This is a genomic window from Rhodopirellula sp. UBA1907, from assembly GCF_002337565.1.
GTDB classification, from domain to species: domain Bacteria; phylum Planctomycetota; class Planctomycetia; order Pirellulales; family Pirellulaceae; genus Rhodopirellula; species Rhodopirellula europaea.
The window spans coordinates 91,388-104,932 of the sequence record NZ_DDGH01000107.1 but is presented as its reverse complement, the minus strand read 5'-3'; the positions used below and the strand labels follow the sequence as shown (position 1 = coordinate 104,932).

The following is a 13,545-nucleotide window of genomic DNA, read 5'->3' as shown; positions in this document are numbered from 1 at the left end:
ACACGAAAACTGCCACCGGCACTCGGCTAGCTCGAGCCGTTGGCACCTGCCTCAATTCAGCCGATCACTCTTCCGGAGCTTCTCGACGGAAGACAGCGACGATGTCATCGACCGGCACAACGAAAAGTTGGTTGTCGTGTTCCAAGTCCACCGGGATCGCATTCTTTGGGTGGAACAGAATTTTGTCGTACTGACGCAGCGGCAACTCTTCATCGTTTTCGACCACGGCACTGATCGTTACGATCCGCCCCGTGATGGTGGGAATCTCGGCTGCATCAGGCAGAGCGATTCCGCCACGCGTTTCTCGCTTGGGTTCGTCCTTGCGAACCAAAACGCGATCGCCGATCGGTTCGACGTATTCGAATACTTTCGGCGCGGTTTTCTTTTTGGCCATGTCTTGTTTCTTTGGTGCACATTCAGATGAAGCGTCCGGGGGGACTCAAACGGAATCCCCAAGACATCCCGCGAAACGTCGCAGGGATGTTCGAGTCGGGTGGGTCAATCGAAAAAGACCCTAGCGACCGTCCACTTTCGAGAAAATCATTTTGCCAGCGTTGGTTTGCAGCGTGCTGGTCACACGCACGTCGATCTCTTGCCCGATTTTGTGGCGGCCTCCTTCGACGACGACCATCGTGCCATCATCGAGATAGCCAATGCCTTGCTCGGGGCCTTCGCCGGGTTTGATGATTCGCAATCGGAACGATTCATCTGGCAAGAAGACTGGCCGCAACGAGTTGCTGATCTCGTTCAGATTGATCACTGGGACACCTTGGACCTTGGCAACCTTGTTCAGGTTGTAGTCGCCGGTGACGACTTTGCCTTCCAAGTGCTTGGCCAACAACACCAACTTCAGGTCGACCGTTTGGCCCGCCAATTCAGGCAGCTCACGGTCAAAGATCTGCAAGTCAACATTCTCGTCCGCACGCAGCCGGTTCAGCACGTCCAAACCACGGCGTCCTCGCGTGCGACGCAATTTGTCACTGCTGTCAGCGATCGCTTGCAGTTCGCTCAGGGCAAAACGCGGCATGATCAATTGGTTGTCGAAAACTCCCGTCGCGACCAAGTCCGCGATGCGGCCATCGATGACGACGCTAGTGTCCAGCACCAAGGGCTTGAACCCTTTGACTTCGCGGACAAATTCCACGTACGGAATGAGGAAGCGGAAGTCATCTTTGGTTTGCAGCAATACCGACGTGCAGACATAACACAGCACCAAACCGACGACCAATTGGAAGACACGCAGGTTGCTCGTCATCTCGATCAGCGGTGCCGCCGCAATCGTCAGAATGAAAGTCAGCAAGACCCCGATCAGCACCCCGAAATACACCGACGTGATTGTGTCGATCCGTTTCCGCGGCACGTAGATATCCAGCACCACGATCGCCACAGCCAATCCCATGATGGCGACAAACGTCAACCACGGGACTGCCTCCGACCCGCCGCTAGGCAGGGAGGTGTTGATGATCGCTGAAACGCCTCCGGCGCACAGCAAAAAGATGAATCGCAGGACAATCAGTGCCATGGTGGGTGCAGCGTTGGTCAAAACGCCGCTTCAGCAAATACGGGGATGAAAAGAGGGAGGCTCCAGTGTAGATGGTACCGCTGGAACGCCCAGGGGGTTCGCCTGTGCAGGAGAACCCTAGGTTAACGGTTGCCACAAATCGGTTGAGTGCGTCCACGGGAGACAAATTGTCCGACCGGATCCGAGGAACTCGAGCTCTCCCGACGGACCAGAAACGTGCTCAGCACTGATTTGTTCACCAATCCGACAGCGGCCCATTCTTGGACTGCCGCAGGACGGAAAACTGTTGGTCACAGAACCGGTCCGTCATTCCCGCCAAGTACTCGCCCACCACCCGGGCTTTCGGCCGGTGCTCGAGTCGACGCCGGAACCGCATGGGCAACCGATCGGGGTTCTGATGCAGAGCCTCAAACAGCGTCCGAACACGATTCGCGGCTGCTTCCCGGACCGGCATCAACCGATCGTGCCGGTAGACGGCCTCGAACAAAAAGCTCTCCAACTCGGCTCGTTCCGACGCCATCGTCTGCGAATGCCCCACTCGAATCCCAGCCTGACAAGCAGCATCGGCCGACAAACCGTCCGCGTCTTGCATTCGCTCGATCGAAATGTGAAGCAAGTCGCCGACCTGCAAATCAATCAGCTCGTGAACCAACAATTGACGCAGCGGCCCGATTGGCAACTCACCCGCCTTTTCGCGAACACGTTCCAAAGTCCGACGAATAATCGCCAGCTCGGACAAAGCGTCGATCGACAACAATCCCATTTGCAGTGCGTCATCGATATCGTGAGCGTCGTAGGCGATCGAATCTGCCGCGTCGACAATCTGGACCTCCAACAACGGTGCATGCCCCACCGCGGCTTCGGCCTTGTGTGCCCGGGTGTCTTGGCCGGCCAAAGTCTCTTGCGACAGGTTCAAACCGGGAAACGCGTGGTATCGCTGTTCGAGTTCTTGAACGATCGTCAGAGCGAATTGGTTGTGCGAGAAACCTCCGACCGATTGCATGCACTCCGAGAGAACGTCCTCCCCACAGTGACCAAAAGGCGGATGCCCGATGTCGTGCATCAACGCGAGAGCCTCGGTGAGGTCTTCGTTGAGCCGGAGGACTCGGGCCAGCGTCCGGGCGACCGAGGCGACTTCAAACGTGTGGGTCAATCGAGTCCGGTGATACGTGCCCATCTCGCCGGTGAACACTTGCATCTTCCCTGAAAGCCGCCGAAACGCACTGCTGTGCAAAATGCGGTCTCGGTCGCGACCGTAGGGACCGCGATAAGCGTGAGGTTGCTCGGGGTGCACTCGCCCCGCCGTGTCAGAGCTGTGCATGGCGTAGGACGCCAGCAACAAGTGTTCGCGATCGGCGTAACGGCGAAGATCGATCATCGGACCGGCTAGAGACATGAGTCGTCGTTCCATCAATGCCGACCGACGTCGGCGTTCTAGTTTTGTCAGCGAGTAATTTCAGTGGTCGGTAGAAAGCGGACCCTCAAGCGACACCTCCACCATCTGATGCCAAGCAATGGCAGATTCCGTCTCTACCCTCCTAACATGCAGCACGATTCGCGCCGCGACGACACTTTGCGTCGCATTCACGCGACGAATCTCAAATCCGTCCCCATCCAAACGATGAAGGAGCGGGCTCGAAACAGCCATCCTCAGCCGTCCGGCAGCCATTTTTCAACTCAATGGCTTCTGCCGGGTGGCCTGCGGCCAGTTCAGAGTAGCTTTCATGGCGTCATTCTCCCATAGCATCTGAGCCCGCGGGCCCCGGCATGACGAGCCATTTTGGCATGCAGCTTCCCAACCGCGTCATTTTCTACCGATTTTTGCCTCCAAGCGGCTTTCCACCCAAATTCAGCGGTGAATTGCCCACGAAAATCACGTGAAAGCCTCCTCCCCGGCGGGCGGGGGGACATGCGCCCAACGAATTGGTTGCCGAAACCGAACATCGGAATAGACTGAGCCCGCCGAATCGGTGCGGTCCCTACAAACGGTTCTCGCGTCTTTTTCCGACCCATCACTACGATCGGCCCTCCACCCCACCTTGATTAGCAGCATGACTGACCCAGTAATCGGCTCCGAATCGCCCGTCCCCGCCGCTTCGGCGACCACCACCGCCCCGATCACCAACCGATTCCGCCCGGCCAAAGTCATCATGGCCCTCCCGGCGTACAACGAAGAGCAATCGTTGCCGGAATTGTTAGAACGAATCGGCGAAGCATTCGCGGACAGCGGACTGCCCTACGAAGTCGTCATCGTCGACGATGGCAGCAAAGACGACACGGCCAAAATCGCTTCGCAGATGTCTTTCCAAATGCCAATCCATTTGGTGCGGCACGAAGTCAACCAAGGACTCGGCGTCACCATCCGCGACGGCTTGAAAGAGGCGGTCGACCGCGCCGGCGAACGCGACATCATTGTCACCATGGATGCCGACAACACGCATCCACCCGGATTGATCAACCGAATGGTCCAATCGGTCCACGAAGGATGCGACTGTGTGATCGCGTCTCGTTTCCAAAACGGTGCACGAGTCGTCGGTGTGCCGATCGAGCGTCACTTCCTCAGCATCGGGGCTCGCTTCCTGTTCACCGTGTTGTTCCCAACACGTGGCGTTCGCGATTACACGTCGGGATATCGAGCCTATCGTGCATCAGCGCTGCGAGACGCCTTTGATCATTACGGTGATGACTTCGTTGGCGAGACCGGCTTCTCGTGCATGGCCGACATCTTGCTGAAGCTTCGCAAACAAGGTTGCGTGTTCGGCGAATCGCCACTGCGTCTGCGCTACGACCAAAAGGGCGGCGACAGCAAAATGCAAGTCTTCAAAACCATCTGGTTGACACTGAAGATGCTCGGTCGCCACCGAGTCAAAGGAGCTTGATTGATGTCGGTTGCCACCTCGCCTGATTCGACATCCAACGCCAAGTCCTTTGATACCAACTCCGACACCGCAGCTGATGGAACTCCCAGTAGCAACTGGTTGGTCATCGGTGGTGGTGTCATGGGATTGCAGGTTGCTCGCGACCTGATCGATCGCGGCCAAAAAGTCACGATTGCCGAAGCCGCACCCACCTTTGGTGGATTGACCAGTGCATGGAACTTGGGCGATGTCGTTTGGGACCGCTTCTATCACGTCACGCTGCTAAGCGACACCAAACTGCGAGACCTACTGACCGATCTCGGTTTGGAATCGCAAATGGATTGGGTCGAAACCAAAACGGGTTTCTACTCCGGTGGACAACTGATCTCGATGAGTAACACGGCGGAATTCCTGAAGTTTCCGCCGCTGAACCTGATCCAGAAACTTCGTCTCGGCGGAACGATTTTCTACGCCTCCAAGATCAAAAACTGGCGACGCCTCGAAAAGCTATCCGTCGAAAAATGGTTGCGACGCTGGTCCGGCAAAGGCGTCTTTGAAAAGATCTGGCAACCACTCCTGCAAGCCAAACTCGGCGAAGCCTACAAACAGACTTCCGCCGCGTTCATCTGGGCCCACACCGCTCGCATGTACAAAGCCCGCCGCAGCGGCATGAAGACGGAGATGTTTGGCTATGTGCCCGGCGGCTACGCGACCATTCTGGATAAGTGGGTTGGATGGCTGAAAGATCGCGGGGCTCGAACGCTCACGTCGTCTCCGGCACGCCAAGTCCGCAAGCTCGATAGCGGTGAGTTCGAAGTCGATTTCGGCGATGGACGAATCGAGAAGTTCGACAACGTTGTTTCCACCATTGCGTCGCCCGTGATCGCCGACACAGTTCCGCAACTTTCCGAGGAAGAAAAGAAACGACATCGCGGCATCCGCTACCTCGGCGTGGTTTGCGCTTCGATGCTGATGAAAAAACCAATCAGCGAATACTACGTCACCAACATCACCGACACGTGGGTCCCGCTGACCGCTGTGATCGAGATGTCAACGATCGTGAACCCAGACAAACAGCTCGGCGGCAACCACTTGGTCTATTTGCCAAAGTACCTGCCGGATGATCACGAGGGTCTGAACGAATCCGACGAAGACTACAAAGAGAAATGCTTGTCGACGCTTGAGAAGATGTACGACCATTTCTCCCGCAATCAAGTTCTCGATTTCAAGATCGCTCGAGCGAAATACGTCGCCGCACTCGCGACGATCGATTACTCGACACGATTGCCTGACATTGTGACCAGCGTCCCTGGCTTCTACGCTTTGAACTCCGCTCACATCGTCAAAGGCAATCTGAACGTCAACGAGACGATCACTCTGGGCGAAGAAAAGTTCACCGAAGAAGTCTGGCCCGACTACCAACGACGTGTTGTGAAATGAACTGACCGCCATGCCACACGCCGCTCCTCCTCCATTGCTCGGCGTGTTGCTAGCCGGTGGACGTTCGTCGCGAATGGGAACGCCAAAGGCTTTGCTGCCACATCCAAGTGGCGGAACGTTTTTGACACACAGCCTGGACCGATTGCGATCGGTGTGTGAAGAGAAGATTGTGGTCAGCTTGGCCTCCGAGGCACATCGAGCCCAAGTTCAATTGCCGCGATCAGTCCCTGCGTTGTTTGATTCCCAGCCGGCCTTGGGACCAGCGATGGGCGTGTGGGTCGCCCTGCAACACGCGTCGTCCAACGGTTACGAAGGTTGTCTGTTCACGCCGGTGGACCTACCTGATTTGTCGGTCGACGATCTGCTGTCGTTGGTTGATGCCTGGCGAGAATCGCCGACGCAAATCGTGCTGGCACAGCAAACCGATCCGGAACGTCTACAGCCTTTGGTGGGCATCTATCCCATCGGCTGCATGGACTCTATTCAACGTGTCGTCGAATCCGAACACCGCAGCCTGTATCGTTACCTACGCTCGAGCGACCACCAAACCGTTGCGATTCCCTCCACCCGACTACGCAACGTCAACACGCCCGCCGATTTGGGCCCTCCTTTCGACAGCACCTGATTGAACCAACATGAACGCCACTCCCAAATTCGCGTTCGACTCACCTAAAGAAGCCATCGATGCATTGTCCCGTCGGATCGGGACAACCGGCGTCCAGCGAGTCGAAATCGGGGAATCACACGATTCATTGCGATCACTTCATCGGCGAGTTCTCGCCACACCAATTCTTGCCGACCGTGACAGCCCCGCGGCGGACGTGTCGGCAATGGATGGATACGCGATTCGTGAATCGGACTTGCTGAAAGAAGGACCGATCGAAGTGACCGGCGAAAGCGTCCCCGGTTCACCTCCACCGCCCGAGTCCGTCACCGGCGTCATTCGAATCTTCACGGGAGCGATCATTCCGGATGGCTGCGATCGGGTGATCCAGCGAGAACACACCGATGAAACCACAGCGGCCTCGCCGCCCGATTCCAGTTCGCTCGGCCAAATCCAGTGGACCGACAACGCCAAGACGATCCCATCGGGAGCCAACATTCGACGCCAGGGAGAAAACCTTTCTGCGGGCTCGATCGCGGTCAAGGCAGGCTTAGAATTGACCTCTCCGCGGCTCGCTGCGTTGACCAACTTTGGCATTCAACAAGTCGACCTCCACGCGCCCGTTCGCGTCGCGGTGTTGACGACCGGAGACGAATTGGCATCCGCCACAAACTCGGTTCAATCGCTATTGCCGCCTTGGAAGATTCGAAACAGCAACGCGTCGGCGTTGCTCGGTTTGTTGGCCAATCAACCCTGGATTGATTGTGCACCTCCGATGCACGCGATCGACGAACCCGCCGCACTCCTGACCGCAGTCCAACATGCGATCGAGCATCACGACGTGGTGCTGATGACCGGCGGAGTTTCGATGGGCGACTACGACTACGTACCTCGAATCTTGCGAGAAGCCGGTGCAGAGATCGTCTTTCACAAACTTCCGCTACGCCCCGGCAAACCGATCTTGGGCGCCGTTCACCAAAGCGAATCCAAATCGACGCTGATCCTTGGATTGCCCGGAAACCCAGTCAGTGCAACGATGGGAGCCCGCCGATTCGCGATGCCACTGATTCGCAAATTGGCCGGCATGACAAATTGGGAGGAATTTCCTCCGCTGGTGATGCTCGAGGAAGTCAGCGAAAAGACCCTGCCGCTGCATTGGTTGCGCGGCGTCCGCATGACTCAGCCTGGGCTGGCGGCATTGGTGATCGGCAAAGGCTCGGGCGATGTCGCCACACTCGCCGCGACAGACGGCTTCATCGAGATGCCGCCTCATGCAAATCATGCCGGGCCGTGGCCTTATTTCGCGTGGTGATTGATCCCGCCGTTGTTGATGTTGCAAAAGAAAAACGCCCGAGCATCGGAATGCTCGAGCGTTTTCGAATGCAATCTTGGAAACAAAAATCAAGCGAACTGATAACCTTCTTCGCCGTGGTCTGAAATGTCCAAACCACGCTGTTCGCTTTCGGCTGGGACTCGTAATCCGATGAAGACGTCGATCAGCTTCAGCAGGACCAGACTTCCCACTCCGGCGAACACGTATGTGACCAACACGGCGACGATCTGACCGATGACCAAGGTGAAGTCACCCCCTGATTCGATCAAACCGATTGGCACGCCGTCGCTGACGTCCCATGCCGCGCGAGTCGCGAAAACACCGGTCAGAATTGCACCGAGCGTTCCGCCGACTCCGTGGACACCAAACGCGTCCAACGCATCGTCGTAACGAAGCTTGTGCTTCAAAGTCGAGCAGGCCCAGTAACAAACACCGCCCGCCATCGCTCCCATGATCAAAGCTGGCATGGGCTGAACAAATCCGGCGGCGGGAGTGATGCAAACCAATCCAGCGACCGCACCACTGCTGGCGCCCAAAACGGTTGGCTTGCCGAGGACCAGCCACTCGAGCGTCACCCAGGCGACCGCTCCGGCGGCAGCCGAAAAGTGAGTCACGGCAAAAGCGCTGGCAGTCAAATCGTCCGAAGCAAGCTCACTGCCGGCGTTGAAGCCAAACCATCCCACCCACAGCATCGCGGCACCAAGTGCCGTGTAGGTCAGGTTGTGCGGTTGCAAAGGTTCGCGTGGGTAACCCATCCGAGGACCGATCAACAACGCCGCGACCAAAGCCGAAATCCCGCTGCTGATGTGAACAACCGTTCCGCCCGCGAAGTCGAGTGCTCCTCCGGCCAAGGCTTTGTCACCGGCGAAGTACGAAAGTGGTCCTTCGTCCCAAACCCAGTGTGTCAGCGGGCAGTAGATGAATGTTCCCCACAAAATCGAGAAAACCACCATCGCACTGAACTTCATCCGTTCCGCGAAAGCACCGCAGATCAGAGCGGGCGTGATGATAAAGAACATGCCTTGGAACAACATGTGAGTCATTCGCGTCATCGCGCCTTCCATTGGCGTGATGGCTTTGCCCAAGTCATCGTCCCAATATCGTTGCACGCCTTCCATGAACACGTAGTCAAAGTTGCCGAACCAGCCACCGGATCCGCCGAACGCGAACGAGTAACCGTAAAGTGCCCAAAGCACCGTCATCATTCCCATCAGGAAGATGCACTGCATCATCACGCTGAGAACGTTTTTGCGACGGACCAAACCGCCGTAGAACATCGCCAGGCCAGGTGCGGTCATGAACAACACCAAAGCACAACAAACCAGCATCCAACCGTTGTGGCCGGCCAGCAGAGCCTCATCAACTCCAGCTTGCAGGCTTTCCAAAGTCGGAGCCGCCGGCTCCTCGGCTGCTTCGGTTTCCTCCGCCGGAGCAGCTTCCTCCGCCGAAGCCGACGGTTCGGCCGGTGATGTCTCAGTGGCCGAGGTTTCTGCGACCTCGTCCTGAGCCGTCACACTGGCAACCGGCAGGCCAGCCAGGGGCACACCGAGAATGCACGTGAGCAAACAAACGACAACCAACACGCGTGACAACATTCCGGGCAGGCTCCAGTGAAAAGTCGATGGGGATGATGGTGGATGAGACGCCATTTGCGAATCATCCCAACCAAAGAGGACAACCGCGGCTTCCCGCTACGATAGGTTCGCTCCCCCGGGGAAACGGACCGCAATCGAAACGACTGTCGCGTGCGTTCTTCATGATTTCCGGTAGAATACGATGACGGCCGAACCCGGGACACCCTGCCCCTCGCTTCAAAGGTGTCATCCTGCTCGTAACCACGCCCTTTCGCGGCCTTCCCACCCATCATGTGGCCCCATGCGTTCCGTTTCTTTGATCCACCAAAGCACGAAAATTGCTGGCTTTGTGCTGCTTTTCGCCCTCGCTCCGGTCTCCCACGCCGACACCCCCGAGGAAATTGCCGCTCAAATTGAAAGCTTGTCCAGCGATTCATATTTGCGACGAGAGAACGCCACCGAAGCACTTTTGAAGGCCGGCCCCGCCGCAATCGAGCCCCTGGTCAAAGTGCTTGAACGCGGCGACCTGGAAACGACCCAACGCGCGATCGGCATCCTGCAATCGATCGCCATGGATCGGCCGATCATCGAAGGAGAATCCGGGAGGCCAAAGCTAGCCCGTGTGGACCCCAACGAACCGAACGCCTGGGAGACGCTGCTGTCGCTGTCGACGATGGGCGGCAGTCGTGGTGAAAGAGCCTCCATGGCGGTCGAAGAAATCACCCAAGTCCGGCGTGCTCAGACAATTCAAACGTTGTCTCTGCAAAGTGCCGTGATCGGCGTCAAAGAATTTGTCTACGGCGCGACGACCACTCTGCAACGCGTCGTCGAAATCAACGACGCGTACCAAGGCGATGACTCGCTCCTGGAGCTACTGCGCTGGATCGATCGAGTCGAGTTCGCTCGTATCGAAGGCCCCGCCATTCGCAAGGGAGTCGTGAAAGGCGTGACCCAGATGCCCGATCTCAAAACGCTGTCGCTGCTCTATGGCGACATCGACATGGAAACGATGAAGGTCATTGGCGACCTTGATTCCATTGACCACCTGGAATTCCGTTACGTCCCGCTGAACGACGAGCTGCTCGATGCCATCGCAAAGCTTCCGATTCGCATTTCACTGACGCTCAACGGCACCGATCTCTCGTCCAAACAAGTCGACGCGCTGCGACAAACGTTGCCAGGCTTGAACATCGAATTCAAACGCGGCGGCTTTCTGGGTGTACGTTGCAACGACTCGTTGAACGAGTGCATCATTCAAAGTGTGGTCGAAGATAGCGGAGCCGAACTCGCGGGACTCCAGCGCGACGATGTGATCGTTCGAGCCAACGGCGAACCGGTTCGCAGATTCGCGGACCTGCAAGCTGTGATCAACACGCGAGACCCAGGGCAAAACATTCACATTGTTTACCGGCGACTCAACCGCGAGTATGAAACCGATGCAAAACTTGGCAAACTGACCGAACCCAACTAGTTCTCAGCCTGCATCGGTTCACGCTCGCAACTCCTCTCCCATTCGCGCTAACACCATCGACACCGAAGCTCCGCAGATCGATTCCGGCAACTGGCAAGATTCCAACTGGCGTTCTCGAGTGCGCAAGCGACTGCTGACTTGGTTCTCGGACAACGCTCGTGATCTTCCCTGGCGACGCGATCACTCGCCGTACCGGGTTTGGATCAGCGAGATCATGTGCCAGCAAACTCAGGTGGCTACGGTTCTGCCGTACTTCGAACGCTTCCTCAGCACCTATCCAACGATTCGCGATTTGGCGGATGCTGACGAAAGCCAACTGATGCGAATGTGGGAGGGGCTGGGTTATTACCGCCGAGCCAGATCGCTGCACGCCGCAGCGAAGAAGATGGTGGAAGAACACGACGGCGAGTTCCCGGAGTCCTTCGACGACGTGTTGGCATTGCCAGGCATCGGCCGCTACACCGCGGGAGCGATCCAGTCGATTTCTCGCAACAAAGCGTTTCCGATTTTGGAAGGCAACACGCAACGAGTCTTCAGCCGTTGGATCGGCTTGACCGTTCCGCCAACCGAAAAGGTCGCTCAAGCCCGACTGTGGGAATTGTCCGACAAAATGCTGCCACGCCGAAAGGCAGACGATCGTTCCAACGGCCCGGCGGGATTCAACCAAGCCGCGATGGAACTGGGCGCTTTGATCTGTTCTCCTCGCTCGCCAAAGTGCGGCGAGTGCCCGGTGGCGACAATCTGCCACGCCAACCAAATGGGGCTGCAGGGCGAAATCCCGGGCAAAATCAGCAAGGTCCAATACGAGTCTCGAACCGAAATCGCCGTCGTGATTTCTCGCGACGATCGGTACCTCGTGCGAACAATTCCCGAAGGAGTTCGTTTCGCCGGGATGATCGATTTCCCTCGCGCCGGTCCACCGGAAGCCGACGACGTAGTGGGAATGGAATCGTGGTTGGCAGGCCAACTGGGCGGTGATGTGACGCTCGGAATGCGTTTAAAAACCATCAAACACGCGGTCACTCGCTACCGAATGACCCTGCACGTTCACCTTGGCGAGTGGAACGTGAACAGCGACCGCGTCGCAGAAGACGGACCGATGCCGGACTCCTGGCAGTGGGCAACGGTCGACGAGTTGGCGGACATGCCGATGAGTGTGACCGGGCGAAAAATCGTCCGCTTACTCGACCGTCCACAGCGTTCTCTTTTCTCCGAACTCTGAGCCGACTCGTCCCATTCGGTCTCAAAACGAATCGCCTCAATTTGAGTCGCGAACCGTGCCTGAGATGCTAAACTGTAAGTCCTGCCTCGAGGCGAGAAACCAACGCGTTTCGCACTGCCTTGCCATCGGTTTTCCTGCTGCCACTGCCAGCCGAGAGAACAAGCCGGACTCGTCCGCCCGATGCTTCGTTTCAACGACGCCTTCCCAAACACTTTGAATTTCACCATGACCATTCATCGCTTTTTGATGTGTGCCGCGGCGACTTTAGTTGCCACCGGCCCCACCGTTTTCGCCGCAGAAACCGTTTCACTCGGCGCCCCAACACTCACCGCTGGAATCCCCGGCGACGGCCCTCTGACGCTGGAACAAGCCCAACGTTTTCTGGCCAACGCCGACAACCACACGGAACTGAAGGTTGAACTTCCCAAGGGGCTCGACGCCGCCTCGGGCAACATTCATATCCCTGAGGACAACCCGATCACGCGAGCCAAGATCGAATTGGGACGCCAGCTCTATTTCGACCCTCGTTTGTCGGCCGACGGCACAATCTCTTGTGCGACTTGCCACGCACCTGAAACCGGCTGGGGTGCTCCCACTCAATTCGGCGAAGGCATCCGAGGCCAAACCGGCAACCGAAACTCACCGGTCTCGTTCAATCGCATTCTCAGCAAACACCAATTCCATGATGGCCGCGCTGCGTCGTTGGAAGAGCAGGCTGTTGGACCGATCGCCAACCCAATCGAAATGGGCAACACCCACGAAGTCTGCGTCAAAACCTTGTCGGACAATGCGATCTACAAAGCCCAATTCGACAAGATCTTCGATGACGGCGTGACGATCGACAACGTTGGCAAAGCACTTGCCACGTTTGAACGAGCGATCGTGACCGGGCCAGCTCCTTACGATTACTACGCTCCTTTGTCGGCGTTTGAGAAAACGTTTGCCGAGGATTTGGAATACCTCGACGAAGAACCCGCCCTCGCCGAGCAATATGCCAAGCTAAAAGAAGAAGCCGCCAAGAACCCAATGTCCGAATCATCGATTCGCGGCATGGAGCTGACGTTCGGCAAAGCCAACTGCACCGCTTGCCACGCGGGCGCCAACTTCACCGATGAACAGTTTCATAACATCGGTGTGGGCATGGATTCAGAAAATCCAGACTTGGGTCGTTTCGAAGTGACCAAGGAAGAAAAGGATCGCGGCGCGTTCAAAACGCCCACGATGCGAAACGTCGCCGACACGGGGCCTTACATGCACGACGGCAGCCAAGCGACTCTGGAAGAAGTCATCGAGTGGTACAACAAAGGCGGGCACCCAAACCCGTACTTGAGCGACAAGATGAAACCATTGAACTTGACCGAACAAGAAAAAGCAGACTTGGTCGAGTTCATGCGTCAGGGACTGCAAAGCGACTTCCCCGTCATCGAAGTCGGACGCTTGCCAGCCGAAAGCTGATCCGCCGGTCAACTTGTAGCTCGGTGGTCGACCCACCGAGAACGAGGTCGTGCAGTTTTGAAGTGC

Annotated in this window: 11 protein-coding genes; 7 read left to right on the top strand and 4 right to left on the bottom strand. The window is 57.2% G+C overall.

Annotated features, from left to right (window positions below; translation table 11 throughout):
• Positions 1-64: 64 nt before the first annotated feature.
• The 3 genes from B2R17_RS27135 to dgt form a co-directional block, all read right to left on the bottom strand.
• Complete coding sequence (locus tag B2R17_RS27135) at positions 65-394, bottom strand: co-chaperone GroES (RefSeq protein ID WP_007330019.1); 330 nt, start codon at positions 392-394, stop codon at positions 65-67.
• Between the two features lie 120 nt (positions 395-514).
• Positions 515-1,522, bottom strand: coding sequence for a PIN/TRAM domain-containing protein (locus B2R17_RS27130; RefSeq protein WP_007338937.1), 1,008 nt, complete (start codon positions 1,520-1,522; stop codon positions 515-517).
• A 235-nt stretch (positions 1,523-1,757) separates the two neighbouring features.
• Entirely contained in the window at positions 1,758-2,900 is a 1,143-nt protein-coding gene (gene dgt, locus B2R17_RS27125) for a dGTP triphosphohydrolase (protein WP_339886641.1), read from the bottom strand.
• A 673-nt stretch (positions 2,901-3,573) separates the two neighbouring features.
• Between dgt and B2R17_RS27120 the strand changes: the two genes are divergently transcribed.
• Genes B2R17_RS27120 through B2R17_RS27105 form a run of 4 tightly spaced genes read left to right on the top strand, consistent with a single transcriptional unit; the run spans position 3,574 to position 7,736 of the window.
• Positions 3,574-4,401, top strand: coding sequence for a glycosyltransferase (locus B2R17_RS27120; protein ID WP_008672324.1), 828 nt, complete (start codon positions 3,574-3,576; stop codon positions 4,399-4,401).
• 3 nt (positions 4,402-4,404) lie between these two features.
• Positions 4,405-5,820 carry an NAD(P)/FAD-dependent oxidoreductase gene (locus B2R17_RS27115; protein WP_286766452.1) on the top strand — a complete coding sequence of 472 codons (1,416 nt, stop codon included), beginning with the start codon at positions 4,405-4,407 and terminating at the stop codon, positions 5,818-5,820.
• A gap of 10 nt (positions 5,821-5,830) precedes the next feature.
• Positions 5,831-6,445, top strand: coding sequence for a molybdenum cofactor guanylyltransferase (locus B2R17_RS27110; protein ID WP_286766451.1), 615 nt, complete (start codon positions 5,831-5,833; stop codon positions 6,443-6,445).
• 10 nt (positions 6,446-6,455) lie between these two features.
• On the top strand, positions 6,456-7,736 hold the full coding sequence (locus B2R17_RS27105; protein WP_286766450.1) for a molybdopterin molybdotransferase MoeA: 1,281 nt from the start codon (positions 6,456-6,458) through the stop codon (positions 7,734-7,736).
• Positions 7,737-7,825: 89 nt separating this feature from the next.
• Here B2R17_RS27105 and B2R17_RS27100 read toward each other — a convergent pair whose 3' ends face one another.
• Positions 7,826-9,352: an ammonium transporter gene (locus tag B2R17_RS27100; protein WP_286766449.1), complete on the bottom strand. Its 1,527-nt coding sequence runs from the start codon at positions 9,350-9,352 to the stop codon at positions 7,826-7,828.
• Positions 9,353-9,632: 280 nt separating this feature from the next.
• Between B2R17_RS27100 and B2R17_RS27095 the strand changes: the two genes are divergently transcribed.
• The 3 genes from B2R17_RS27095 to B2R17_RS27085 all read left to right on the top strand — a co-directional run bounded on the left by B2R17_RS27095 (position 9,633) and on the right by B2R17_RS27085 (position 13,479).
• On the top strand, positions 9,633-10,802 hold the full coding sequence (locus B2R17_RS27095) for a PDZ domain-containing protein (protein ID WP_286766448.1): 1,170 nt from the start codon (positions 9,633-9,635) through the stop codon (positions 10,800-10,802).
• A gap of 118 nt (positions 10,803-10,920) precedes the next feature.
• Complete coding sequence (gene mutY / locus B2R17_RS27090) at positions 10,921-12,024, top strand: A/G-specific adenine glycosylase (protein ID WP_286766447.1); 1,104 nt, start codon at positions 10,921-10,923, stop codon at positions 12,022-12,024.
• A 180-nt stretch (positions 12,025-12,204) separates the two neighbouring features.
• The gene (locus B2R17_RS27085; protein WP_339886636.1) at positions 12,205-13,479 is read left to right on the top strand and encodes a cytochrome-c peroxidase; all 1,275 of its coding nucleotides are present in this window, start codon (positions 12,205-12,207) and stop codon (positions 13,477-13,479) included.
• Positions 13,480-13,545 lie beyond the last annotated feature (66 nt).